General features: G+C 64.1%; 20 protein-coding genes. 14 read left to right on the top strand and 6 right to left on the bottom strand.

The window, feature by feature from the left end:
* Positions 1-90 precede the first annotated feature (90 nt).
* Complete coding sequence (locus tag ACX3OZ_RS12390; protein WP_459104615.1) at positions 91-852, top strand: SDR family NAD(P)-dependent oxidoreductase; 762 nt, start codon at positions 91-93, stop codon at positions 850-852.
* Positions 853-957: 105 nt separating this feature from the next.
* On the opposite strand, the gene ACX3OZ_RS12385 is transcribed toward ACX3OZ_RS12390, so the two are convergent.
* Complete coding sequence (locus ACX3OZ_RS12385; protein ID WP_459104614.1) at positions 958-2,100, bottom strand: acyl-CoA dehydrogenase family protein; 1,143 nt, start codon at positions 2,098-2,100, stop codon at positions 958-960.
* A 154-nt stretch (positions 2,101-2,254) separates the two neighbouring features.
* On the bottom strand, positions 2,255-3,424 hold the full coding sequence (locus ACX3OZ_RS12380) for an acetyl-CoA C-acyltransferase (protein ID WP_459104613.1): 1,170 nt from the start codon (positions 3,422-3,424) through the stop codon (positions 2,255-2,257).
* Between the two features lie 133 nt (positions 3,425-3,557).
* Between ACX3OZ_RS12380 and ACX3OZ_RS12375 the strand changes: the two genes are divergently transcribed.
* The 3 genes from ACX3OZ_RS12375 to ACX3OZ_RS12365 all read left to right on the top strand — a co-directional run bounded on the left by ACX3OZ_RS12375 (position 3,558) and on the right by ACX3OZ_RS12365 (position 8,352).
* Positions 3,558-4,496 (top strand): NAD(P)H-dependent flavin oxidoreductase, encoded by a 939-nt coding sequence (locus ACX3OZ_RS12375; RefSeq protein WP_459104612.1) that lies wholly within the window; start codon positions 3,558-3,560, stop codon positions 4,494-4,496.
* 101 nt (positions 4,497-4,597) lie between these two features.
* Complete coding sequence (locus ACX3OZ_RS12370; protein WP_459094638.1) at positions 4,598-5,722, top strand: metallophosphoesterase family protein; 1,125 nt, start codon at positions 4,598-4,600, stop codon at positions 5,720-5,722.
* Positions 5,719-8,352: an AAA family ATPase gene (locus tag ACX3OZ_RS12365; protein ID WP_459104611.1), complete on the top strand. Its 2,634-nt coding sequence runs from the start codon at positions 5,719-5,721 to the stop codon at positions 8,350-8,352. The genes ACX3OZ_RS12370 and ACX3OZ_RS12365 overlap by 4 nt, the downstream gene beginning before the upstream one ends.
* Here ACX3OZ_RS12365 and ACX3OZ_RS12360 read toward each other — a convergent pair.
* Genes ACX3OZ_RS12360 through ACX3OZ_RS12350 form a run of 3 tightly spaced genes read right to left on the bottom strand, consistent with a single transcriptional unit; the run spans position 8,349 to position 11,498 of the window.
* On the bottom strand, positions 8,349-9,779 hold the full coding sequence (locus ACX3OZ_RS12360) for a M81 family metallopeptidase (protein ID WP_459094640.1): 1,431 nt from the start codon (positions 9,777-9,779) through the stop codon (positions 8,349-8,351). The genes ACX3OZ_RS12365 and ACX3OZ_RS12360 overlap by 4 nt on opposite strands.
* A complete protein-coding gene (locus tag ACX3OZ_RS12355) occupies positions 9,779-10,969 on the bottom strand; it encodes an MFS transporter (protein ID WP_459094641.1) in 1,191 nt (396 codons plus the stop codon). The genes ACX3OZ_RS12360 and ACX3OZ_RS12355 overlap by 1 nt, the downstream gene beginning before the upstream one ends.
* Before the next feature lie 49 nt (positions 10,970-11,018).
* The gene (locus ACX3OZ_RS12350) at positions 11,019-11,498 is read right to left on the bottom strand and encodes a hypothetical protein (RefSeq protein ID WP_459094642.1); all 480 of its coding nucleotides are present in this window, start codon (positions 11,496-11,498) and stop codon (positions 11,019-11,021) included.
* Positions 11,499-11,851: 353 nt separating this feature from the next.
* On the opposite strand from ACX3OZ_RS12350, the gene ACX3OZ_RS12345 reads away from it, so the two are divergent.
* The 7 genes from ACX3OZ_RS12345 (at position 11,852) to ACX3OZ_RS12315 (ending at position 20,330) form a co-directional block, all read left to right on the top strand.
* Positions 11,852-13,006 (top strand): Gfo/Idh/MocA family protein, encoded by a 1,155-nt coding sequence (locus ACX3OZ_RS12345; protein ID WP_459104610.1) that lies wholly within the window; start codon positions 11,852-11,854, stop codon positions 13,004-13,006.
* Between the two features lie 12 nt (positions 13,007-13,018).
* Complete coding sequence (locus tag ACX3OZ_RS12340) at positions 13,019-13,906, top strand: carbohydrate ABC transporter permease (protein WP_459094644.1); 888 nt, start codon at positions 13,019-13,021, stop codon at positions 13,904-13,906.
* Between the two features lie 92 nt (positions 13,907-13,998).
* Positions 13,999-14,841 carry a carbohydrate ABC transporter permease gene (locus tag ACX3OZ_RS12335; RefSeq protein WP_459094808.1) on the top strand — a complete coding sequence of 281 codons (843 nt, stop codon included), beginning with the start codon at positions 13,999-14,001 and terminating at the stop codon, positions 14,839-14,841.
* A 151-nt stretch (positions 14,842-14,992) separates the two neighbouring features.
* Complete coding sequence (locus ACX3OZ_RS12330) at positions 14,993-16,174, top strand: extracellular solute-binding protein (protein ID WP_459094809.1); 1,182 nt, start codon at positions 14,993-14,995, stop codon at positions 16,172-16,174.
* Positions 16,175-16,253: 79 nt separating this feature from the next.
* A complete protein-coding gene (locus tag ACX3OZ_RS12325) occupies positions 16,254-17,330 on the top strand; it encodes an ABC transporter ATP-binding protein (protein WP_459094645.1) in 1,077 nt (358 codons plus the stop codon).
* Positions 17,331-17,386: 56 nt separating this feature from the next.
* Complete coding sequence (locus ACX3OZ_RS12320) at positions 17,387-18,253, top strand: MurR/RpiR family transcriptional regulator (RefSeq protein WP_459104609.1); 867 nt, start codon at positions 17,387-17,389, stop codon at positions 18,251-18,253.
* A gap of 64 nt (positions 18,254-18,317) precedes the next feature.
* Positions 18,318-20,330 (top strand): beta-N-acetylhexosaminidase, encoded by a 2,013-nt coding sequence (locus ACX3OZ_RS12315; RefSeq protein ID WP_459104608.1) that lies wholly within the window; start codon positions 18,318-18,320, stop codon positions 20,328-20,330.
* Between the two features lie 171 nt (positions 20,331-20,501).
* On the opposite strand, the gene ACX3OZ_RS12310 is transcribed toward ACX3OZ_RS12315, so the two are convergent.
* The gene (locus ACX3OZ_RS12310; RefSeq protein ID WP_459094648.1) at positions 20,502-21,962 is read right to left on the bottom strand and encodes a M81 family metallopeptidase; all 1,461 of its coding nucleotides are present in this window, start codon (positions 21,960-21,962) and stop codon (positions 20,502-20,504) included.
* 196 nt (positions 21,963-22,158) lie between these two features.
* Here ACX3OZ_RS12310 and ACX3OZ_RS12305 point away from each other — a divergent pair, with 196 nt between their 5' ends.
* The 3 genes from ACX3OZ_RS12305 to ACX3OZ_RS12295 are packed head-to-tail and all read left to right on the top strand — an operon-like array spanning position 22,159 to position 24,379.
* Complete coding sequence (locus ACX3OZ_RS12305; protein ID WP_459094649.1) at positions 22,159-22,542, top strand: RidA family protein; 384 nt, start codon at positions 22,159-22,161, stop codon at positions 22,540-22,542.
* A 2-nt stretch (positions 22,543-22,544) separates the two neighbouring features.
* The gene (locus ACX3OZ_RS12300) at positions 22,545-23,321 is read left to right on the top strand and encodes an SDR family oxidoreductase (RefSeq protein WP_459094650.1); all 777 of its coding nucleotides are present in this window, start codon (positions 22,545-22,547) and stop codon (positions 23,319-23,321) included.
* Positions 23,318-24,379, top strand: coding sequence for a D-TA family PLP-dependent enzyme (locus tag ACX3OZ_RS12295; protein WP_459104607.1), 1,062 nt, complete (start codon positions 23,318-23,320; stop codon positions 24,377-24,379). Before ACX3OZ_RS12300 ends, ACX3OZ_RS12295 begins: the two co-directional genes overlap by 4 nt.
* Positions 24,380-24,399: the final 20 nt, after the last annotated feature.

Genomic DNA, 24,399 nt, shown 5'->3' with positions numbered 1-24,399 from the left:
CTCACGCACCGGCCTCGTGATGCCCCTCTCGACACACCCACCCATGCCCTCTAGCGTCACCCAACCAGTTCGCTAACCCGGAGCGCCACCATGCAAACCCAGGACACAGTGGCCATCATCAGCGGCGGCACCTCCGGTCTGGGCGCGGCCACCGCCATCGCCCTGGCGGCGCAGGGCGCCCGCGTCGGCATTCTCGATTTCAATCAGGCCGGCGCGGAAGCCATCGCCCGCCAGATCGGCGGCGTCGCCCGCAAGGTTGACGTCACCGATGCCGCCAGCGTCGAAACCGCCATGGCCGAGATCGCCGCCGAACTCGGTGGCCCGCGCATTCTGGTCAATTGCGCCGGCATCGCCCCCGGCAAGCGGATCCTCGGCCGCTCGGGCATCATGCCGCTCGACGATTTCAGCCAGGTCATCGCCGTCAACCTGATCGGCTCGTTCAATGTCATGCGGGTGTTTGCCGGCCTCGCCGCCGAGCTGGAGCCGCTGGCTGATGGCGAGCGCGGCGTGATCATCAACACCGCTTCGGTTGCCGCCTATGAAGGCCAGATCGGGCAGGCCGCCTATGCCGCATCCAAGGGCGGCATCGTCTCGCTCACTTTGCCGGCGGCGCGCGAATTGGCCGATAGGGGCATCCGCGTCATGGCCATCGCCCCCGGCATTTTTGAAACCCCGATGCTGGCCGCCATGACTGACGAGGTCCGGGCCGGCCTCGCCGCCGCCGTGCCGTTTCCGCGCCGGCTCGGCACCGCTGCCGAATATGCCAGTCTGGCGCTGCACATCATCGGCAATGTCATGCTCAACGGCACGGTGCTACGCCTCGATGGCGCCCTGCGCATGCAGCCCAAATAGAGCGTTTCACGCCACTCGAAATCGTCGGCTCTTTCGCCCCCTCGCCCCTCAGGGGAGAGGGTTGGGGTGAGGGGTGAAGGCCCATCGGCAGGAGCCGGAGAGGCCCTATTCCGCCAGCGCCTCCAGATGCCGTGCAATCACCAGCCGCTGCATTTCGCTGGTGCCTTCATAAATCTGGCAGACTTTCACGTCGCGATAGATGCGCTCGACGGCAAACTCATTGAGATAGCCATAGCCGCCGTGAATCTGGATGGCGTCCGAGCACACCTTCTCGGCCATTTCCGAGGCAAACAGCTTGGCCATCGAGGCTTCGGCAATTGCCGGCCGGCCGGCTTCGCGCAGGCTCGCCGCATGCAGCATCATCTGCCGCGCCACCGCAATCTGCGTCGCCATATCGGCCAGCTTGAACGCCACCGCCTGATGCTTGAGCAGCACCTCGCCAAACGCCACTCGCTCCTGCGCATATTTGACCGAGGCCGCATAGGCCGCCCGCGCCATGCCCACCGCCTGCGCCGCAATGCCGATCCGTCCGCCCTCGAGATTGGCCAGCGCAATCCGATAGCCCTGTCCCTCGTCGCCGAGCAGCGCCTCGGCCGGCAGCGCCATGTCCGCGAACACGATCTGCGCCGTGTCGGACGCGCGCTGCCCCATCTTCTCCTCAATCCGCGCCACCTGATAGCCGGGCGTCGCCGTCGGCACGATGAAGGCGCTGAGCCCGCGCTTGCCGGCGGTAGGGTCGGTCACCGCAATCGCAATGGCCACATCGGCATTCTGGCCCGAAGTGATGAACTGCTTGGCCCCGTTGAGCACATAACCGCCATCGGTCTTGCGCGCTCTGGTGCTGATCGCCGCCGCATCCGATCCGGCCTGCGCCTCGGTCAGGCAAAACGCTCCCAGCCATTCCCCGCGCGCCATCTTGGGCAGATAGGTCGCCTTCTGTGCCGCGCTGCCAAACGCCAATATCGGCGCACAGCCGACCGAGCTATGCACGCTGAGCACCGTCGACAGCGCCCCGTCGCCTGCCGCGATTTCCTCGATCGCCAGCGCATAGGCGATATAGCCGGTGTCCGAGCCGTCAAATTCTTCGGGCACCAGCATGCCCATCAGCCCCAGCGCCCCCATCTCGGCGACCTGCTCATGTGGAAACTGCTTGCTCCGGTCCCATTCGGCGGCAAACGGGGCAATGCGCTCGGCAGCGAAGCGCCGCGCCATCTCGCGCACCATGCTCTGGTCATCGCTCAAAATCATGCCGTTGTTCCCTTGGGTTAAGTCAGCTCTTGCCGGAGCATGGCGAGCCCCGATCCGTTCCCTCCCCCTTGAGGGGAGGGTTAGGGTGGGGTGTCGTGGCGTCCATACGCACCGAGAGGGGAGGGAGCCCATTGGGCCCCCGGCCCACCTCTCCCTAGCCCAGCAACTCGACGCCCATCGCCGTGGCCTCGCCACCGCCAATGCAGATCGCCGCCACCCCGCGCTTGCCCCCACTCGCCTTGAGCGCATGCAGCAGGGTGATCAATATCCGCGCGCCCGAACAGCCGATCGGGTGCCCCAGCGCACAGGCCCCGCCATGCACATTCACCTTGTCGGCGGGCAGGTCGAGGTCGCGCATCGCCGCCATCGCCACCACGGCAAAGGCCTCGTTGATTTCAAACAGGTCGACCATGCCCGCCGACCAGCCGGTCGCGGCAAACAGCTTTTCCATCGCCCCGATGGGCGCGGTGGTGAACCAGTTGGGCGCTCCGGCATGGCTGGCATGGCCGACGATCCGCGCCAGTGGCACCAGCCCCAGCCGTTCGGCTTCGCCCAGACTCGTTACCACCAGCGCTGCTGCGCCATCCGAGATCGACGACGAATTGGCCGCCGTCACCGTGCCATTCTCCCGAAACGCCGGTTTGAGCAGCGGGATTTTCTCCGGTCTTGCCTTGCCCGGCAATTCGTCCGCCACGAAGTCGCCGATAGCGACGATCTCGTCGGCAAAAGCCCCGCTGGCAGTAGCGCGCTGCGCCCGCTCCAATGAGGTCAGCGCAAACGCGTCCTGCTGCGCCCGCGAAAATTGATAATGCTCCGCCGTGTCCTCGGCAAAGCTGCCCATCGAGCGGCCCTTGTCATAGGCGTCTTCCAGCCCATCGAGAAACATGTGGTCGAACATCTGCCCATGCCCCAGCCGATAGCCGGAGCGGGCCTTGTCGAGCAGATAGGGCGCGCGCGACATGGCTTCCATGCCACCGGCCACCACCGTCGTGGCGCTGCCGGCGCGGATCAGATCATGCGCCAGCATCACCGCCTTCATGCCCGAGCCGCACACCTTGTTGATGGTGGTCGCGGGCAGGGCGTCGGAGAGCCCCGCGCCCAGTGCCGCCTGCCGCGCCGGGGCCTGCCCCAGTCCGGCCGACAACGCACATCCCATGATCACTTCGCTGATCGCCTCGCCGGCCACCCCGGCGCGCGCGATCGCCGCCCGAATGGCGATGGCCCCCAGTTCGGTGGCAGCGCTCTTGCTTAGCGCTCCCTGAAACGCCCCGATCGGCGTGCGCGCCGCGCCGGCAATGACGATGGAATTGGCTTGATCGGACATGCTCCCCCTCCCAGGTTCGCCGCCCGCGTGGAGCGTTGCCCAAAACTATAGCATCGCATGCAGACAAACGGCAGAAATCTGTCAGCATGCTGCCAGCATGCTGGTGAAAGCTGCAAGAAAATGGAGGCGTTTCGTGCCGATTTCTTCTGCGTTGAGCAACTTGAAACTGCCCGCCATCGCCGCCCCGATGCTGTTGATTTCCAACCCCGATCTGGTGGTCGAAGTCTGCCGCTCCGGCCTGATCGGCACCTTCCCCGCCCTCAACCAGCGCAGCACCGCCGGCTTCGAAGCCTGGATGGTTGAGATAAATCAACGGCTTGCCGCATTCGAACGCCCCGCGCCCTGGGGCGTCAACCTCGTGGTGCACAAGACCAACACAAGGCTCGAAGCCGATCTCGACGCCATCCTGCGCCACCGCCCCCCGCTGGTCATCACCTCCCTCGGCGCCGTCCGCGACATCGTCGAAGCCGTCCACTCTTATGGCGGTTTGGTGTTCCACGACGTCATCTCCCGACGCCACGCCGAGAAGGCCGCAGCGGCCGGAGTCGACGGGATTATCGCGGTTTGCGCCGGGGCCGGGGGCCATGCCGGCACCTTGTCGCCCTTTGCCTTCGTCGCCGAAATTCGCTCGATTTTTGCTGGCACGATCGTGGTTTCCGGCGCCATCAGCCACGGCCGCGACATCGCCGCCGTCCGCGCCATGAGCGGCGATCTGGCCTATATCGGCACCCGCTTCATCGCCACGCATGAGGCGGCGGCCAGCGAGCCTTACCGGCAGATGCTCGTCGACGCCAACACCGCCGATATCGTCTACACGCCGGCCATTTCCGGCGTGAACGCCAATTTCCTGCGCCCCAGCATCGCGGCCACGGGCATGGACCCGGACAATCTCACCCATCGCGGCGAACTCGATATGAACAACGCCCAGGCCTGGAAAACCGTCTGGTCGGCCGGCCATGGCGTCGCCGCCATCCACGACATACTAAGCGCCGCCGAACTCTGCGCCCGCCTCAAAACCCAATATATCGAAGCCATCCAGGCCCTCGCCACCGACCCGTATGTCGCGCTGTAGCCGCGGGTATCCGGCCCTTTTCTCCACTATCACCCGCTCATATGCCTCCTTGGCACCACCCCGGTTGCATTTGCCGTCAGTCTCGGGTTTGGGTGGATGCGATGTTTCGATTCCTGCACAGTTCCGATCTGCATCTGGGCAAGCGTTTCGGCAATTTGCCCGACGATTTGCGCGGCCGGCTGCGCGAGGCCCGGCACGGCGCCATTGCCCGGCTGGCGGCGCAGGCCCAGGCCCATAATGCGACGTCCATTCTGTTGGCCGGCGACACCTTCGATACCGAAACCCCGACCCCAGCTATCCTGCGCCAGGCGCTGACCGAAATGGGCCATCACCCGACGCTGAGCTGGGTAATGCTGCCGGGCAATCACGATAGCCTGCTGGCCGATCAATTATGGGATGCGGCCCGCGCCGCCGCCCCGCCCAATGTGGTGCTGGCCACTGCCGCCACCCCGTTGACTTTGGCGCCCGGCGTCATGCTGCTGCCCGCGCCCTGCACGGCGCGGCGTCCCGGCCGCGACCTGACCGAGTGGATGGTCGACGCCCCCACCCCCGAGGGCAGCCTGCGCCTCGGCCTCGCCCATGGCGCGATCCAGCAATTCTCCGAGGATGCGGCCGCCTCCGATGTCATTGCCCCCAATCGCGCGACTTTGGCGGGGCTGGACTATCTGGCGCTGGGCGACTGGCATGGCCAGATCGCCGTCAATCCGCGCACCTATTATAGCGGCTCGCCCGAGCCCGACCGCTTCAAGCATGAGCGCCCCGGCTCGGCCCTCTTGGTCACGCTGGCCGGCCCCGGCGCGCCGCCCGAGGTGACGCCGGTCGAAACCGCCAGCTTTGCCTGGCGCGATCTGTCGCTCGACCTGCTCTCGAGCGAAGACGGTGTCGAGGCGTTGACCGCCCTGTTGCCGCCCACCTCAGCCCGACGACAAACCCTGCTGCGCGTCATCGCCAGCGGCCGCACCAGGCTCGCCGGTCGCACGGCGCTGGCCGCAGCCCTGGCGCAGGTCACGCCCGATTTCGCCCATCTCGAATTCGACGCCACCGGCCTCGCCACCGATTGCGATAGCAGCGATCTCGACCAGATCGATCGCGCCGGCGCCTTGCGCGAAGCCGCCGATGCGCTGCTGGCCGAGAGCCAGGACGACGCCCGTTCGCAGGGTGAGCGCGAGATCGCCCAGGCGGCTTTGGTGCGGTTATTCTCCTATTGCGAGGCGGTGGCGCCATGAAGCTCACCGCGCTGCGGCTGCATAATGTCAAACGCTTCGGCGGCCATGGCGTCGCCATCGAGGGCATTGGCGATGGCGTCAACGTGCTCACCGCCGCCAATGAATTCGGCAAATCCACCGCCTTCGAAGCGCTGCATGCGCTGTTCTTCCAGCCCCATACCGGCACCGGCAAGACGGTGCAGCTGCTGCGCCCCTATAGCGGCGGCAATCCGCTGGTCGAGGCCGATATCACCACTGCCGAAGGGCAGTTCCGGCTGACCAAGCAGTTCCATGGCGGCAAGCGTGCCGAGGTGCGCGATCTGCTCAGCGGTCGGTTGCTGGCCCAGGCCGATGAGGCCGAGGCGTTCATCAGCGAATTGACGCGCGGCGGCAGCGCCGGCCCGGCCGGACTGCTCTGGGTGCGCCAGGGCATTACCGGCATGGAGCGCCAGACCAATAATGAGCAGGAGAGCGACAAGCGCGTCCGCGAAACGCTGCTCAGTTCGGTGCAGGGCGAGGTCGAAGCGCTGACCGGCGGTCGTCGCATGGCCGACATTCTGGCTGCTTGCGAAGGCGAATTGTTCAAGCTGGTCACCGCCACTCTGCGCCCCAAAGCCGGCGGTCGTTATGCGGCTGCCATCGAGGAGCGCGACCGGTTGCTGGTTGAAGAGATCCGCCTGCGTGCGGAGGTCGACTCCCTGCGCGAGGCACTGGACAAGCGCCGGCAGGCGCTGGCCCGGCTGGCCGAGCTGGAACAGCCCGAGGAACGGCTGGCGCGGCGCGAGGCCATCACCGCCGCCGAAGTCGCCTTCGAGGCGGCAAAGTCGCATAATGAAGCGCTCAAGGCCGCCGAGGCCGAAGCCGCTTTGGCCCGCCACCGCGCCGACAGCGCCACTGCCACGCTAGCCGACTATCAGGCCGCTCTCGACCGCGCCGCGCAACTGGCCCAGCGTCTGGTCAAATTGCAGCAGCAGCGCGATGACGCCCTGACCCGGCGCGCGAGTCTCACCGCCGATAGCGACACCGCTGGCTTGGCCATCGGCGCGGCCGAAGCCGAGGAGCGCGAACACCGCGAGCTGCTGACCCGGCTTGATCTGGCCCTGCGCGCCCGCGATGCCGCCGAAAAACTCACCCTATTGCGCGCCCAGCTTGCCAAGGCCGAAGCCGCGCGCGAGGGCGTTGAGCAGGGCGAGGCAGCTTTGGCGGTGCTCGCCATTCCGGCTAAAGCCATCGCCCAATTGCAGGAAATAGAACTCGAACTGGTGCGCCTGCGCGCCGCGCAGCAGGCCACCTTGCCGACCGTCCGGGTGGACTACCAAGCCGGGGCCGTCCTGCTCACCCAGGCCGGAACGGCGCTGGCGGACGGGCAGGAGCTGGGCTTTGCCAATACGTTGCGCCTCGACATTGCCGGCGTTGGCACGCTCACCCTGCGCTCCAATCGTCCGGCCGAGGCCGATCAGGGTATTGCGCAGGCGACGGCCCGGCACAGCCAGCTGCTGACCAGCCTGGGCGTCGATGGCCTCGCCACCGCCCAGCAGCGCCAGGCCGACGCCCAGCAAAAATCCGCCGATCTGGAACTGGCCCGCCAGCGCCTCGCCGATCTGGCGCCGCAGGGCATTGCCCGGTTGCAGGCCGATATTGCTCAACTGGCCGAAGCCAGCACCGGTGATCTCGAACTCAAGGGCGATCTGGCCCAGCTCCGGCAGGCGCACGCCGCCGCTCAATTGCAGATGGATTCCGCCCGCAATGGCGCCCGCCAGTTGCAGCCCATGCTGGCGCAGGCCGCCAATGAGGTGGTTGCCGCCGAAACCGCGCTCGCCGGGGCCATGGCCGATCAAGCCACGCTCGACGGGCTGCTCGGTCCAAGCGCCGGGCGCCCCGCACGGCAACAGGCCCTGCGCGATGAGCAGGCCAAGCAGCAAACCGCCTTCGCCGCCGCCGAAGCGCAGGCGGCGACGCTGCGGCCACTGGCGCATGATCTGGCCGCTGCCGATGCCACGCTACGCCGCCTGCGGTCGGTGGTGGATGCAGCGGCGCAGGCGGCTAGCCAGTTGCAGGTGACGCTGGCCGATCTTAACGGCCATATCAATGCCCGCGCCGAGAGCGCCATCGAGGAAAACTGGCAGGAAACCACCGAAGCCCTCACCAGTGCCAACGCTGCCGTAGCGCGGTTCAAAACCGAAATCGACGTGCTCGACCGGCTGCGCGGCAGCCTGATCGCCGCCCGCTCGGCCGCCCGCGACCTTTATCTCAAGCCGGTCGTCACCCAATTGCGTCCGCTGCTCGGCCTGCTGTTCGACGATATTTCCATCACCTTCGACGAGGATACGCTGCTGCCGCAGACCGTGCGGCGCAATGGACAGGATGAAGAGGTCGACCGCCTTAGCGGTGGCATGCGCGAGCAGTTGTCGGTGCTGACCAGGCTGGCCTTTGCCCGGCTGCTGGCGCGCGATGGCCGGCCAGCCCCGGTCATCCTCGATGACGCGCTGGTCTATTCCGACGATGACCGCATCGAGCGCATGTTCGACGCGCTGCACCAGCAGGCGCGCGACCAGCAGATCCTGGTATTCTCCTGCCGCCAGCGCGCCTTTTCCCGCCTCGGTGGCAATGTGCTGCAAATGCAGCCCTGGGTGCCGCCCGGCCTGAACTAGGCCCGCGCCGACCACAGAATTTGCGGGCTAAAGGCAAAATCCTTGTCGAACGGATATTGCTGGCCGGTCTTATGTTTGCGCTCCAGCCGCTCGACAAACTGGTCGACCACGCCGGGCGACAGTGCCATCAGGCTCGGATTGGCCAGGGGCCCCAGATCGGGCGAGAGATAGCCCGATTTCACCACCACGATTTTCGCTGTCCGCGGATCGAGCCCCAGCCGGGTGAAATCCCCCAGATTGTGGAAGGGTCGCCGCCGCGCCGTCAGCACCAGATCGATGCCGCCGATCCGCACCACAGCCTCGCGCCGGGCTGCGTCAGTAGTTTCGAGCAGAAACACCACTTTGGCTGCGGCTTTGACCGGCGTGCTCGCCGGATCAAGGCTCCCGCCAATGCTCAAATCCAGCGTCGCACCGACCCCGGCTTCATAGGCCGCCTCAGTCGCCGCTGCGTCGGCAATGCCGGCAAACACCACGCCCTGCGCGTTCCGCGCAATCAATTCCGCCAGCACTTCGGCCCGGTCACCCACGCCGCCGCCGGTGGGATTATCCCCCGACTCGGCCAGCACCACCGGCGCGGTGGTGGCGCTCACCGCCCAGCCGACGCATTCGGCAATGCTGCCCACCTTGGTGCCAAAGACGAAGTCTTTGCGGATGTCCCAATAGCCCTGCGCCAGATGCTGCGCTGCCGCTGTCATCGCGGCTCGGTCAGTGCCGGTGATCACCGCGCAGGCGGTGGCACGCGGCTCGTCGGCCCAGACATAGCCCACCTGAAATGACGCATCCCAAATGCCAGTGGGGTCTTCCACCTCCTGCAGTTGCGCATAAAAGCTGCGCGCCGGCTCATCCTGCGTGCAGGTGCGCTCGCCCGGCAGCAACACCGGCACCGGGGCCCAGGCCAGCACGGGTCGTTGACCGGTGCGCAATGCCCGCACCAGCATGGTCACCGCCCGCCGCATGGTGTCCGGAACGTCGATATGTGGCGCCGTGCGATAGGTGGAAAAAATATCGAGACTGTCGATGATTTTTTGGCTGATATTGCCATGCAGGTCATAGCTGGCCGCGATAACCACATCCGGGCCTATGACGGCGCGGACTGCCGAAATGAAATCACCCTCGGCGTCGAACAGATCCTCGACAAACATCGCCCCATGCATCGCCAGATAGACCCCGTCCAGCGGCAGCGCTGCCTGCAGCCCCGCGAGGATTTCGGCCTTCCAGCGCTCATAGAGCGCCCGCTCGACCGGCCCGCCGGCAATCGCCCTCGCATGCAGGATGGTGATGAACTCGGCTGGAAAATGCGTCAGGAAATCAAAATAGCCATCCTTGAGCATGGCGGAGCCGCGCAGCACGCGAAAATCCGCCTCGCGGGCCAGCACGGGATTATAGGTGCTGCATTCCATATGCAGCCCGGCAACGGCGATGCGCATCACAGCACTCCTGGAACTTCGGCTTCAGCATTACTGGTCGTCGGCGCGGTTTTGTGCGTCGCCAGCCGCCCGGTCAGCAGCAGGCTCACCAACAGCACTGGCACAAGGCAGGCAATGCCGGCGCGCATGTCGAAATGCTCGGCGACAAAGCCGATCATCGGCGGCCCGACCAGAAAGCCGAGCAGAGCGACAAAGCTGAGGATGGCGACATTGGCCGAGGCGGTGCGGTCGGTGAGGCTCGCCGCGGCAGTCACGGCCAGCGGGAAGCCCACCGATACCCCGAGCCCGATAATGGCAAAGCCCACCAGCGCCAGCACCGTATTGGGCGCCACAAACAATAGCGCCGCGCCGGTTACGGCCAGCGTGCCGCAAATGCGGGCGGTGTTCACTGCGCCAAAACGGCGCTTTAGCCGGTCGCCGCCAAACCGTCCGGCCGCCACCAACATGGCAAAGACCGAATAGCCCAGCCCAACCACGCCGGCTTCGGCGCCCATCACATCGCGCAGGAAAATCGCCGACCAGTCGGCCATCGCCCCCTCGGTCATGGTGATGCCGAAGACGAAAAAGCAGATGCCCAGGAGCGCCCAGCTCGGCAGCGCCCACACCGAGCGCTGGTGTTCACTGCGCGGCGGTTCAGGGGCATGCACGGGCAGGGCATTGCTGGTGAGCAGCGCCACTGGCAACACCAGCAGCGCCACCAGCAGGATCGCCCATTTCGTCTCCAGCCCCAGCGCCGCCAACCCCGAGCCGATCAGGCTGCCCACCATGATGCCGACCGACCAGAAGCCGTGCGAGGTGGTCATGATCACCGAACCGGTGGCTTTTTCCACCGCATCGGCCTGCACATTGAGCCCCAGCTCGACAAAGGAAATTGTCGACCCCGCCAGCATCAGCGCCACGAATAGCATGGCCGGGCTCATCGCAAAAGCCGGCAGGCTGACGGCGATGGAATAGAGCACGAAGCCGCCCAGGATCGCCAGGCGCGGCCCGATTTTGCCCACCAGCGGCCCGGCAAAGGGCAGCGTCAGCAGCGTGCCGCAGGGCAGGCCGAGCAGCGCAAAGGCCAGCCCCGCCGGCCCCAGCCCCAACGCCTGCTGCACATCGGGAATGCGCGGCAACCACGACCCAAAGGCAATCGGTTGCAAAAAGAAGACCAGCATGGTCAGGCGTTGCGGATTGAGGAAGGACATTTTTGTCTCTTGCTGAGAGGGCCGTTCCAACTGTGGTTGGAATGAAAACTCAGGCGCCCATCGGATAGGGCAGATAGCCGGCGAAGCCGGTCAGCTTCCACACGCCGGCGACCTTGCGGCAGAAATACAGCGTCTGCCAGTTCAGCGTGTCCTTGCCGCCATCGGCCAGCGCGATGGAGCCGTCGAACTTTTTGTGGGCGATGGCGATGTCGCCATTGATCTCGATTTCGGTGAGGCTGGTGGCGCGGTGAATGCCGGTTAGTACGTCTTCGGCATAGACCAGCTTCTGGCTGGCCTGGGCCTGGGCGATCCAGTCGTCGCGATAGGCTTCCAGCGTTGGGAAGCTGATGCGCCAGGCATCCGGATTGCCCGACTTGCCGCCATTGATGCCAAGGAAGCCCTCCTTGATGAAATCACCATCCACCATGCTCCAGTCGGCGGCGACAAAGGCGGCGATATCGCGCTCGACCAGCATGGTCCAGATGGCGCTGCGGTCGGCATCATTGGGGAAGGGATTGCTGCTGCTCATGAAACTTCTCGTGGGGACGGGCAGGCCGACCATCAGTGTTGCAAATTTTCATTGGACCCCTTGGCGTGAAAGCAGTCGCAAGAGCCCAGATGAATACCAATTGCGGTATGCTGCCCGTTTCAGATCTGCTTGTCCACACCCCGAGCCGCCGGAATCGCCGAACAATGCCCCGGAAATTAAGCGAAACCCCAGGCTTTCCGGCAATCGTCAGGGGTGGTTTAAATTGGTATTGAAATCGTGACGATTCCATGTTGACATTGGTTTTGAAACGACCCTAATCTTGAAAATCGTTTACAAAACTACACAACCGATCCGACAGAGATTGGCAGTTTTGGCGCAGGGAGAAGCACAGTATGCGTGTTGGCATTATCGGCCTCGGATATCGTTTGGGCTATCTGGCGCGGGTCTTCTCCGCTGCCCGGCCGGACTTTTCCGTTGCTGGATATGTGGACCCGGCGCCCGCCGGGCTGCCCTATGCCACCGAGAACGGTATTGCCGTCGGCAAGCGATATGACTCGCTCGAAGCGCTGCTCGATAATGAACAGCTCGATCTGCTGATGGTGGGTTCGCCCAACCATCTCCATCTCGGTCACATCCGCACCGGTCTCGAGCGCGGCATGAAGATTTTCACCGAAAAGCCGGTGGTGACCTCGGTCGAGGACACTATGGAACTGGCGCGGCTGATCGCCCAATATGGCTCCGACAATCTGATGGTCGGGTTGGTGCTGCGCTATGCCCCCCTTTATGTCGATCTGCGACAAGCCCAGGCCGATGGTCTGCTCGGCGACATCACTTCCATCGAGGCGTCCGAGCATATTCCGCCCTATCACGGCGCGTTCTTCATGCGCGACTGGCGCCGCTATGAGCGCTATTCCGGCAGCTTCATGCTGGAAAAATGCTGCCACGACCTCGATCTCTATAACGGCGTCATGGGATGTCGGCCGCAATATGTATCGAGCTTCGGCGGCCGCCGCAGTTTCGTGCCCAAGAACGCCCCGGCCGCGACCGGCATCAACGACATGGAAGTCTATCACCGCAAGCCGAGTGGCTGGATGGGCAGCGACAAGGTGTTCGACAGCGATGGTGACATCATCGATTTCCAGACCGCCATGGTGCAGTACGCCAATGGCGCTGCACTCACCTTCCACACCAATCTCAATGTCCCCGACGACTTCCGGCGCTTTGCCGTGATGGGCGCCAAGGGCATGGCCGAAGGCGATTTCATCCGCAATTTCCTGCGCGTCACCGACTCGCGAACCTCCGACCGGCTGGTCGACACCAGCTACAAGGTCGGCGGGCTGAGCCAGCATTACGGCGCCGACGAACAGATGGCCGAGGATATCCTCACCCATGTGCTCGATGGCGCACCGCTGCCGGTCTCGATCACCGACGCATTGGAGGCGGGGCTATTGGCGCTCACCATGGATCAGGCGATGCGCAGCCGTTCCGTCATCGACATGACCCCGATCTGGCAGCAATTCGATGCCGCCCTCGGGCGAGCGAACTGAGGAGATCACCCGATGACCAGCACCCGAAGCGCTGCCCTCTTCGCCCTGGCCCTGCTGGCTCCGGCCCTGATCTACATCCTGATTATCGTCGCCTATCCGCTGCTCGACACCATCATCCTGTCCTTCACCAATGCCTCGCTTCGTCCGACCTATGATTTTGTCGGCTGGGCCAATTACGAGCGCATCTTCGGGGCCGGAAACTTCACCAGCGTCATCATCCGCACCTTCGTGTGGACCTTCTTTTCGGTGTCGATCAAGATGATCATCGGCATGTGCGGCGCCGTGCTGCTCAATGCCGCCATTCCCGGCCAGGCGCTGTTCCGCATCCTGACCATGCCGCCCTGGGTGGTGCCGATGGCCATCGGCATCTTCATGTGGGGCTGGATGTATAACGGCCAGTTCGGCATGATTTCCGGCATGCTGCAGAATTTCGGCTTCGCCAGCCGTCCCATCGCCTGGCTGGCCTATGGCGACACCGCCTTCTGGGCGACGATCATCACCGACGTGTGGATCGGGGTGCCGATGGTCACCATCTATTTCCTCGCCTCGATGCAGTCGATCCCGCGCGATCTGCATGAAGCCGCCTGGACCGATGGCGCCGGCCGCTTCTATCGCTTCCGCCGCATCACCCTGCCGCTGATGGTGCCGGCGATCATCACCATGAGCCTGCTCAGCCTGATCGCCACCTTCAACTCGTTCGACATCATCTGGATCCTGACCCAGGGCGGTCCGTCCGGCTCCACCACCACCATGATCATCGACACCTACAAGACCGCCATTGGCAGCCGCAAATATGGCGAGGGCGCCGCCCGCGCCGTGGTCATCTGCATCTTCGTGTCGCTGTTCTGCATCGCCTATTTCCGGGCAGTCCGTAAGCTGTCGATGGGAGAAGCCAAATGAGTGATCTTGCCCGCTCCACCGAAATCGCCCAGCCCGCCATCATCGACACCGGCATTGTCGCCAAGCCGCGCAAGGTCCGCGCCGTCAAGGCGATGATCGACCGCTACAACTGGTACGAGGTCGCCGCGCTCTATGCCGGCATGGCGCTGTTCCTGTTCTTCATCCTGGCGCCCTTCATCGAGGGGTTCCTCGTCTCGCTCAAGCCCTTGGCGCAGCTGTTCTCCACGCCCTACAGCTTCATCCCGAAAAAGGCATCTTTCGACGCCTATTTCCAGATTTGGCAGTCAGTGCCGCTGCTGGGACTCTATATTTTCAACTCGTTCTTCATCTCCACCGTGGTGACGGTGATCGTCATCGCCGTGGTGGTGCCCGCCTCTTATGCCTTCGCCCGCTTCCAGTTCACCGGGGCAGGGATGATGCTGGGCGGCTTCCTGGCGGTGAACATGTTCTCGGGCGCGGTGCTGCTGATCCCGCTCTTCCGCCTGATGCGCTCGATGGGCCTGCTCAATACCTATTGGGCGATGATCGTGCCGGGCGCCGCCTTCCTCATTCCCTCGTCCATCTGGCTGCTGCGCACCTATATGATGCGCATTCCCAAGGAGCTGGACGAGGCGGCCTGGGTCGATGGCGCCAGCCGGCTCTACACCCTTCGCCGGGTCATCCTGCCGCTGGCCATGCCGGGCATCGTCGTGGTCGCCATCATGACCTTCATCGGTGCCTACGCCCAGCAGTTCATCTTTGCGCTGACCTTCAACTCGAAATCCGAATTCATGCCGCTGCCGATCGGGCTATTCGCCTTCTTCGGCAAGCAGGAAGTGATCTGGAACGAGCTGATGGCCGCCAGTTTCGTCGGCATTCTGCCGGTCATGATCGTCATCGTGTTCCTGCAGCGTTACCTCGTGGCCGGGCTGACTGCCGGCGCGATCAAGCAATAATGTCGCGCCGGCAGGAGGGCCGGCCGACATCGGGAGTTCTAGGCCGGAATCGCCAGAGTCCGGTCAAGGGAAAGCGTCCTTCAGGGCGTGCAACAAGGGAGACTAACAAGTGAACAAACTGACCGGACTTCTCACCGTGTCGCTGCTGGCCATGGCCGCAGCTGCCCCCGCGACGTTCGCCCAGGATGTGAAGGAAATTACCTTCATCAACTGCGGCGACGAACTGACCGCTGGCTACGCCGAATATTTCGCCGAATGGGAAGCCGCCAATCCGGGTTACAAGATTGCCCCTGAGCTTGTTGGCTGGGGCCAGTGCCAGGACAAGGTGACCACGCTCGCCGCCGCCGGCACGCCCGTTGCCCTGGCCTATGTTGGCTCGCGCACCCTCAAGCAGTTCGCCCTCAACGACCTGATCGTTGAGATCCCGATGACCGACGAAGAAAAGGCGAGCTACTACAACTACGTGCCCGAAACCGTCACCATCGACGGCACCCAGTGGGGCGTCCCGGTCGCGTTCTCGACCAAGGCGCTGTTCTGGAACAAGGGCCTGTTTGAAGCCGCTGGTCTCGATCCCGAAGTGCCGCCCAAGACCTGGGCTGAGGAAGTCGAATTCGCCAAGATCATCTCGGAAAAGACCGACGCTGACGGCTTCGGCGTGGTCGCCAAGACCTTCGACAATACCGTGCACCAGTTCCTGCATTGGGTTTACACCAATGACGGCCTGGTGATCGACGGCGAAAACAATATCGTGCTCGACAGCCCGCAGAATCTGGAAGCGCTGACCGCCCTGCACGACATCACCGCCTATGCCGAAGAAGGCCCGACCGCTTACGAGCAGAACGAAGTTCGCGCCATCTTCTTCGACAACAAGCTCGGCATGATCCATGCTGCGGTTGGTGCCGTTCGCCTGCTGGAAGATACCGAAATCAACTGGGGCGTGGCGCCGCTGCCGCTCGGCCCCAGCGCCAAGGGTCCCGGCACGCTGCTGATCACCGACTCGCTGGCCGTGTTCAAGGGCTCGGGCGTTGAAGACAAGGCGGTTGAGTTCGCCAAATTCCTCACCGCGCCGGAACGCCAGTGGGAAGCTGAAATGGCCCAGGGCCTGACGCCCTTGCGTCCGCTGCAGCCCCAGACCGATGAACTGGTTGCCGAAAAGCCCTACTGGAAGCCGTTCCTTGACGGCATCGAGTTCGGTGGTCCCGAGCCGCTGTTCACCGACTATATCGGGTTCCAGAACGTCATGATCGAAATGGTCCAGTCCGTGGTGACCGACCAGGCCGAGCCGGCCGCTGCCCTCACCAAGGCTGCCGGCGAACTCGAGCAGTACAAGTAAGGTCCTCCGACCTGGCCGTCGCCCCTATCTGGGGCGGCGGCACCCTCCGATACCAAGTCCTTTAGCCGGAGACGCGATCATGTCGCAGTTGAGCCTCAAGCACCTCGAAAAATCCTTCAACGAAGCCCGCATCATCAAAGGCATCGACCTCGAGGTTTCTGAGGGCGAGTTCGTCGTCTTTGTCGGCCCCTCGGGCTGCGGCAAGTCCACTTTGTTGCGCATGATTGCCGGGCTTGAAGAGGTGACCGCCGGCGAGATCACCATCAGCGATCGCGTCGTCAACGACCTGCCGCCGGTACAGCGCGGCATCGCCATGGTGTTCCAGAGCTACGCGCTTTATCCGCATATGACGGTCTATGAAAACATCGCCTTCCCGCTGCGCGTCGAACGCCTGCCCCAGGCGCAGGTCGATGAACGCGTGCAGGCCGCCGCCAAGGTGCTGCAGCTCGAACCGCGCCTGCAGCATCGCCCGGGCCAGCTCTCCGGCGGCCAGCGCCAGCGCGTCGCCATCGGCCGCGCCATCGTGCGCCAGCCCAAGATTTTCCTGTTCGACGAGCCGCTTTCCAACCTCGACGCCGCGCTCCGCTCCGAGATGCGCATCGAGCTGATGGAGCTGCATAAGCGCCTCGGCTCCACCATGATTTACGTGACCCATGATCAGGTCGAAGCCATGACCATGGCCGACAAGATCGTGGTGCTCGATGCCGGTACGATTTCCCAGGTTGGCTCGCCGCTCCAGCTCTATCACAAGCCCGATAACTTGTTCGTCGCCGGCTTTATCGGCAGCCCCAAGATGAACTTCATCCACGGCAAGGTGCGCGCCGCGGACGGCACCACCGCCACCATCGATCTGGGCTCGCTCGGCACCATCGCCATTCCGCGCAGCAGCAAGGCCATTGCCGGCCAAGCGGTGACGCTGGGCGTGCGCCCCGAGCATTTGCGGCTCGGCGCAGGTGCTTTCAGTATGGACATCACCCCCAAGATCGTCGAGCAGCTCGGCATCCACTCGGTCGCCTATTCGACGCTCCCGGCCGGCGAGAATTTCATCGGCCTGTTCGAGGGCAATCCCGATCTGGAAGACGGCAAGACCGTCCGCATGGGCTTCGATCTCGACAAGGTCCACCTCTTTGATCAGGCGGGTCTGGCGGTCTACTAGGGGCCGGCGGCGCCGAGCTGATTCAGCGCCGTCACTGACCGCTTGAGGAAAATACCATGCTGGATATCGTCGGGCTGCTGCAGACCGAAAAGAACGAGTTCACCCGTTCCGAACGCGCCCTGACCGAAATCGTGCTGGCCGATGTCGATAGCGTGCTCAAGATGAGCATTGTCGATCTCGCCGCGCAGGCCGAAGTCTCCCCGCCCACCGTCACCCGCTTCTGTCGCCGGCTGGGCTGCGATTCCTACGCCGATTTCAAGGTGCGGCTGGCCCAGTCGCGCTTTGTCGGCCAGCGCTATTTCGCCCCCGCCGCCGGCCCGTCCAGCGTCCGCGAAATCGCCCAGGGCGTGGTCAACGGCATTCAGTCCACCATCTACGAAACCTTCGACCATCTCGATTTCGACGCCGTCGAGCGCGCCGCCGAGAGCATCGTCAAGGCCAGTTTCGTGCTGGCTTTTGGCTCGGGCGGCTCCTCCTCCATGGTCGCCACCGAAACCGAAATGCGGCTGTTCCGCGTCGGGCTAAAGGTGTCCTCCTCCACCGATCATCAGGTCCAGATGATGCGCGCCGCATCCTCGCCGCCGGGCACCGCCGTCATCGCCTTTTCCCTGTCGGGCAATAATCTGCCGCTGTCGCATGCGCTCGACGTCGCCGGCGAATATGGCCTCACCCGCATCCTCATCACCCGCTCCGGCTCCGCCGTGGCCGAGCGCGCCGATATTCTGTTGCCCATCGACCGCCGCGACAACACCGACATCCTGCGCCCCACCCCCGGCCGCTATGCGCTGCTGGCCGCCGTCGACATTCTCTCCCAAACCGTCGCCACCCGCCTCGGCTCCACCGCCGTCGCCAGCATGCGCCGCATCAAACACCAGCTCGTCGTCAACCGCGACGGCGAAGACGGCCAACCGTTGGGAGACTAGCTGTGACCGAACTCCAGTTCGCACGCAGCGCATCCCCAGCATCAGACCCCGAACGAGATTTGCGATGACTGTTTCCTTCTCCCTCGTCACCACCTGGACCCCTGCCACGGACGGCAGCCCGCTGGGTTACGGCATCGAGCTGACCAATACCGGCACTTCTCCGGTCAGCGATTTCACCCTGGGTTTTTCCGGCCCGGCCCGCATTGATCCGCATGCCACGCTGGAAAATGGCAAGCTGCTGAAGCGCCTGTCCAACCACACGCTGATCGCACCGCCCGATGGTTTCGTGCTGCAGCCCGGCCAGACCTGGACGTCCATCGCCCGTGGCCTGTCCTATGGCCTGCGCCACTGGAGCGACGGCGCGAATTCGGGCTATGTCGCCCTCAGCGACGGCACCATCATCACCCTCGCCACCGCCCCGACCCAGGCCAAGGGCCACAATTCACCCTTGCTCAAGGGCGCGGCCAAATTCCCCGTGCCGGCCAAGGCGCCGGTGTCGGTCTCGATCATTCCCTGGCCCCAATCGGTCGCCACCACCGGCGCCCGCACCGCCCCGCCGGGGCTTGAGCTGCATCCCGAAGGCAGCGACGCCGGTCAGGCCGCTGCCGCCTTCACCGCGCTGGTCGCCGATTTGTTCCCGGTCGAAGCCCTCGTTCGCCCCGCCTCCGAAGCCGGCATGCCGGTGATCATCCGCCAGCAAGCCGGCCTAGCCGCCGAGGCCTATGAGCTGAGCTTTGCCGATAACAGCGCCACCATCGCTGCCACCACCCGGCAGGGCATGTTCTATGGTCTGGTGACGCTCGGCCAGATCCTGCGCGGCGCCAGGCAATATCCGCAGACCTTCGTCTTCCCCACCGGCGGCATCATCATCGACGCGCCCGGCTTTGCCTATCGCGGCTGCCATCTCGACGTGGCGCGCCAGTTCTATACCGGCGCCGAAGTCGGCCAATTGCTCAAGCTGATGGCGTGGAACAAGCTCAATAAATTCCACTGGCACCTGTCCGAAGACGAAGCTTGGCGCGTCGAAATCGACGCCTATCCGGCGCTCACCGAAATCGGCGCCTGGCGCGGTCACGGCAAGGCGCTGCCGCCGCTGCTCGGCTCGGGGCCACACCCCACCGGCGGCTATTATTCCAAGCTGGTGATCCGCGAAATCGTCGCGCTGGCCGATAGCCTCGCCATTGCCGTGATCCCCGAAATCGACATGCCCGGCCATTTCTACGCCGCCTTGCAGGCGCTGCCCGAATTGCGCGATCCCAACGAAACCGGCGAATACCAGTCGGTGCAGGGCTTCCCCAATAACAGCCTCAACCCGGCCCATGAGCCGGTGTATAAATTCGTCGAGACGGTGATCGACGAAATGCTTGAGCTGTTCCCCGCCGGTATCTTCCATCTCGGCGCCGACGAAGTGCCGCTGGCCGCCTGGTCCGGCTCGCCGCTGGCGCTCGACATGATCGAACAGCTGAGCGGCCCCGACATGCGCAAGAAGCATGAGGCCCAGTTCAACCAGCTCGGCAATCACGGCGGCGCCGACGAAATCGAGGGCTCGCCCACGGCACTGATCCAGGCCGCCTTCATCCGCCGCGTCCACGATTATATCGCGTCCAAGGGCGCCATCACCGGCGGCTGGGAAGAGGCCGCCCATGGCGATGCGGTGGACAAGGATAAGAGCTTCGTCATCGGCTGGCGCAATGTGAAGATCAACGCCGCGCTGGCCGAACGCGGCTACGATATCGTCGTCTCCCCCGGCCAACGCTACTATCTCGATATGGCCAATGGCGTCGCCTGGGCCGAGCCGGGCGCCGGTTGGGCCGGTTGGTCCGGCCCGCAGGAAACCTATGAGTTCGAAGCCCGCGCCGGTTTCTCCGAACAGGGGCTCGCTCACCTGCTCGGCATCCAGGCCTGCATCTGGAGCGAGTCGATGACCGACCGCGCCATCTTCGACCGTCTGGTCTTCCCCCGCCTTTCAGCGGTGGCCGAAGCCGGCTGGACCCTGCCCGAACGCAAAAGCTGGAGCCGCTTCAAGGCGCTCGTGGGCACCATGCCGATCATGTACGGCAACTGGTCGGCGGATTAAGGGGCACAACCCCTCCCACCCACAGGACGATACCTCCCCCCTCGACGGGGGAGGCTAGGAGGGGGGATGAGAGCCCCAATGATCGGGGCCGACCACCCCCACCCTTGATCCCTCCCCGCAAGGGGGGAGGGTGTCGACTGAGCGTATGGTGGTGAAAGTAAAAGCCCGCTTTCACTCAGCCCAAGGGTTCTCCACCATCGGCCATATATCCCGCCGCGCCTTGCGATAATTCGTCGTCGCCGGGGTGTTGGGATAGGGCTTGCCCGCCGCGCAATAGATAATCTCCGAGGCGATCTTGGAGAATGAATCGTAGAAATGATTGGTCGATTTGATCAGCAGGATTTTCCGCGACTTGGGATCGATCCCCAGCGCCGAAAACAGGCTCGGATCAAAGCTCTGCGCCCGCGTGGAATTGAGGATCACGTCGATGCCGTCAAACGAAATCCAGGCCGCATCGCCGAACGGGGCAAAGCTCTCGCCGAAGCGCATTTCGGCATTGGCCACCAGCCGCTTGACCGTGACCAGCTTGTCGATCGGATCGCCGGTTTCCGGCGCTGACTTGGCCCCGAAACGCAGCGGGATTTCCGCGCCTTCGCCGGCGGCAAAACAAATCTGCACCGCGATCGGGTCCCAGATCGTCCCCACCGCAACATCTGTGATGCCCCGGACGATCAGCTCGGCCAGAATGACCGTGGCGTCGCCCGCCGTGCCACCGCCGGGATTGTCCCACACATCGGCAATCACCACCGGCCCGGTGGGTGCCGCTACGGCCGCATCGACCGCCTGCTTTTCGTCCACCTGCTTGACCATGAAGGTGCCGCGCATGGCGAATAATTCCCGCCCCAACCGCTCCGCCAAGGCAGCGCCCTTGGCCGCATCGCCATCGGTCACCGCAATCATTTTGGTGCCCATTTCCGGCACATCGCCGGCCATGAAGCCATGGATCACCGACAGCGACAGCAGGCCGGGCTCGGACTGTTCCAGCGCCATCAACTGGTCGACAAAGCCGCGCATCGGCTGCTTGGAGGTGGGGAAAACGTCGATCATCCGGCAGTCGAACACGCTCATCACCGGGGCGATTTCGCCCTTCAGTGCCCGCACGGCGATGGCCCAGAGATCGCGCGCCCGGTCGACGAAATCGGTATGCGGAAACTCCTTGAACACCACGAAGAAATTGGCGGCGGCGACCCGCTTGGCGGTCAGATGACTATGCGGATCAAGCTCGGCGCAAACGAGGATATCCGGCCCGACAATGTCGCGGATGCGGCTGAGCAGATCGCCCTCGGGGTCGTCATAGCCCTGCGCCACCATGGCGCCATGCAGCCCCAGCACCACGCCATCCACCGGCATCGCTTCACGCAATTGCCCGAGGATTTCGTCGCGGAGCTCTTCGTAAGTGGCGCGGGCGAGCAGCCCTGCAGGATCCGCCCAACTGGCGCTGCCCTCGATCAGCGTCCAGCCCTCGCGGGCGCAGACTTCGCGGCCGACGGTGATCGGCGCCGTACACAGGGTCGGGGTCGCCGGATGCTCGCCCGGCTTGGCGTAAAGCGACGCCTCAAAAGCTCGCTTGTCGACGGCGATGGGCGAAAATGTGTTGGTTTCGGTGGCCAGGGCGGCGGTGAAGACACGCACGAGAAATCTCGCATGAACAGGGGACGGGAACAGCAGGCTGGGCAGGCGCCCATGGCTCAGGCTAGCATAGGCAGAACCGGTCAATCACGTAATTAATTTACATTTTTGCCGCGGATTTAGCCCCAATATCCGGCGTTTTGCGCGATATTGGGTCAAATTACGAAACTGACTTTCAAAATCCGAGGAGAGTGTCGCGATGTCGATCAAGCGTTATGGTGCCGAGAAGTCGGGTGCGGGTGGCCAGAACCTGCCTTTCGCCCGTGCCGTTGAGGCCGGCGGCTGGCTGCATGTTTCGGGCCAGGTGGCGATGAAGGACGGCGAGATCGTGCGCGGCGGCATTGTCGAGGAAACCCACCTGACCATCCAGAACATCATCGCCATTCTGACCGAGGCCGGCTACGGACTGGAACACGTGGTGCGCTGCGGCGTCTGGCTCGATGATCCCCGCGATTTCTGGAGCTTTAACGGCGTTTACAAAAGCTATTTCGGCGAGCATCCGCCGGCCCGCGCCTGCGTGCAGAGCCATATGATGGTCGACTGCAAGGTCGAGATCGACTGCATCGCCTATAAGGGGCCGTGAGCATGAGCAGTTCCGCGTTCGGCATGGACGGCAAGACGGTGCTGATCAGTGGTGCTGGCGGCGGTATTGGCCAGTCGTTGGTCAAGGTTTTTCGCGAGGCTGGCGCCAAGGTGTTCGGCGCCGACCGCGATGCTAACCTATTGCAGGGGCTCGATTTAGCTGGCTCCGTGCTGTTCGATCAGGCCGATCCCAAAGCCACCCGCGCTGCTGTCGAGCGCTACCTTGGCGAGTTCGGTGTGCCCGACGCGGTGGTGTCCAATGCTGGCTTCACCCGCGCCGAGCATTTTGGCCAGGTCGATGACGTGGTTTGGGCCTCGGAAATCGCCATCAATCTCAACGGCGCCTATGCCATGACCGACCCGATTGTCAGCGCCATGGCGGCGCGGGGCAGGGGCAGTCTGGTGTTCATCTCCTCGGTTAACGCCTTGGCGCATTACGGTAATCCGGCCTACTCAGCCGCCAAGGCCGGGCTGGTGGCCTATGCCAAAGCCATCGCCGTCGAGCGCGGTGGGCAGGGGGTGCGGGCCAATGTGATCTGCCCCGGCTCGGTGCGGACCCCGGCCTGGGACCACCGATTGGCGGCCGATCCGAGCCTGCTGGATAATGTGCTGCCGCATTATCCGCTCGGGCGTATGGTGCTGCCGACTGAAGTGGCCAATGCGGCTTTGTTCTTTTGTTCGGATGCGGCGTCGGGAATTACTGGCACGGTTTTGCCGGTCGATGCCGGGCTGACGGCGGGCAATTTGCGGTTTGTCGATGAGGTGTTGAGAGGCAAATGAGCGATATATTTCAACTCGATACGCCTGCCGTGCTGATCGATATCGACCGCGTGGAAGCCAATCTGCAGCGGGTTCAGTCCTATGCCGATCAGCATGGTTTGCGGCTGCGGCCGCATATCAAAACCCACAAGCTGGCCCGCTTCGCCAAGCGGGCAATGGAGCTGGGTGCGGTGGGGACAACAGTGCAGAAATTGGGTGAGGCGGAGGTGTTTGCCGATGCCGGGATCAGCGAAATCTTCTTGCCTTACAATATCTTAGGTCCTGCCAAGCTCGCGCGGCTGAAGGCGCTGCATGAGCGGGTCAATATCTCCGTCACCGCCGATAGTGCCGAGACGGTGGAGGGACTGTCGCAGACCTTTGCCGGTTCGGCTAAGCCACTGACAGTGCTGGTGGAATGCGATACCGGCATGGGGCGCTGCGGGGTGCAGAGCCCGGCGGCGGCGCTGGCACTGGCCGAGAAAATCGCCAATTCGCCGGGGCTGCGTTTTGGCGGGCTGATGACCTATCCGGCGGCCGGACAGGTGGAAAACAATGCAGTATGGCTAGCAGCAGCTGCAGATTTGCTGACTGCGGCCGGACTGCCGGCAACGACGATTTCCAATGGCGGCACGCCCGATATCTGGCGCGCCCATGAGGTCACAGCCGCCACCGAGCATCGCCCCGGCACCTATATCTATATGGACCGCTCGCAGGTCGCCCGCGGCGTCGGTGGCTATGAGGATTGCGCGCTGACCGTGCTGGCCACGGTGGTCAGCCGCCCCACCGAGGACCGCGCCATCATCGATGCCGGCTCCAAGGCGCTGACCAGCGATACGCTGGGAATGGCCGGTTTCGGGCTGATTGAGGCCTATCCGGAGGCGGTGATCGTCGGGTTGAGCGAGGAGCACGGCACCATCGATCTGTCGGCTTGCACCAGCAAGCCCAAGATCGGCGACAAAATCCGCATCATCCCCAACCACGCCTGTGTGGTCAGCAATCTGTTCGATAATGTGACGTTGATCTCAGGCGATCAGGTGGTGGAGACGGTGAAGGTCGATGCGCGGGGACGGGTGGATTAGCGTCAAATTCGATGTCTGGT

The sequence above is a fragment of the Devosia sp. A369 genome (genome assembly GCF_054489345.1).
The sequence above is the reverse complement of the archived record's forward strand: the minus strand, read 5'-3'. Positions and strand labels throughout refer to the sequence as shown.

Bases quoted from the DNA above. Each gene is read 5' to 3' on its own strand.
- ACX3OZ_RS12340 (WP_459094644.1), top strand. From the start codon at position 13,019: ATGACCAGCACCCGAAGCGCTGCCCTCTTCGCCCTGGCCCTGCTGGCT.
- ACX3OZ_RS12300 (WP_459094650.1), top strand. From the start codon at position 22,545: ATGAGCAGTTCCGCGTTCGGCATGGACGGCAAGACGGTGCTGATCAGT.
- ACX3OZ_RS12335 (WP_459094808.1), top strand. From the start codon at position 13,999: ATGATCGACCGCTACAACTGGTACGAGGTCGCCGCGCTCTATGCCGGC.
- ACX3OZ_RS12345 (WP_459104610.1), top strand. From the start codon at position 11,852: ATGCGTGTTGGCATTATCGGCCTCGGATATCGTTTGGGCTATCTGGCG.
- ACX3OZ_RS12370 (WP_459094638.1), top strand. From the start codon at position 4,598: ATGTTTCGATTCCTGCACAGTTCCGATCTGCATCTGGGCAAGCGTTTC.
- ACX3OZ_RS12390 (WP_459104615.1), top strand. From the start codon at position 91: ATGCAAACCCAGGACACAGTGGCCATCATCAGCGGCGGCACCTCCGGT.
- ACX3OZ_RS12355 (WP_459094641.1), bottom strand. From the start codon at position 10,969: ATGTCCTTCCTCAATCCGCAACGCCTGACCATGCTGGTCTTCTTTTTG.
- ACX3OZ_RS12380 (WP_459104613.1), bottom strand. From the start codon at position 3,424: ATGTCCGATCAAGCCAATTCCATCGTCATTGCCGGCGCGGCGCGCACG.
- ACX3OZ_RS12360 (WP_459094640.1), bottom strand. From the start codon at position 9,779: ATGCGCATCGCCGTTGCCGGGCTGCATATGGAATGCAGCACCTATAAT.
- ACX3OZ_RS12320 (WP_459104609.1), top strand. From the start codon at position 17,387: ATGCTGGATATCGTCGGGCTGCTGCAGACCGAAAAGAACGAGTTCACC.
- ACX3OZ_RS12385 (WP_459104614.1), bottom strand. From the start codon at position 2,100: ATGATTTTGAGCGATGACCAGAGCATGGTGCGCGAGATGGCGCGGCGC.
- ACX3OZ_RS12295 (WP_459104607.1), top strand. From the start codon at position 23,318: ATGAGCGATATATTTCAACTCGATACGCCTGCCGTGCTGATCGATATC.
- ACX3OZ_RS12365 (WP_459104611.1), top strand. From the start codon at position 5,719: ATGAAGCTCACCGCGCTGCGGCTGCATAATGTCAAACGCTTCGGCGGC.
- ACX3OZ_RS12325 (WP_459094645.1), top strand. From the start codon at position 16,254: ATGTCGCAGTTGAGCCTCAAGCACCTCGAAAAATCCTTCAACGAAGCC.
- ACX3OZ_RS12350 (WP_459094642.1), bottom strand. From the start codon at position 11,498: ATGAGCAGCAGCAATCCCTTCCCCAATGATGCCGACCGCAGCGCCATC.
- ACX3OZ_RS12315 (WP_459104608.1), top strand. From the start codon at position 18,318: ATGACTGTTTCCTTCTCCCTCGTCACCACCTGGACCCCTGCCACGGAC.
- ACX3OZ_RS12330 (WP_459094809.1), top strand. From the start codon at position 14,993: ATGGCCGCAGCTGCCCCCGCGACGTTCGCCCAGGATGTGAAGGAAATT.
- ACX3OZ_RS12305 (WP_459094649.1), top strand. From the start codon at position 22,159: ATGTCGATCAAGCGTTATGGTGCCGAGAAGTCGGGTGCGGGTGGCCAG.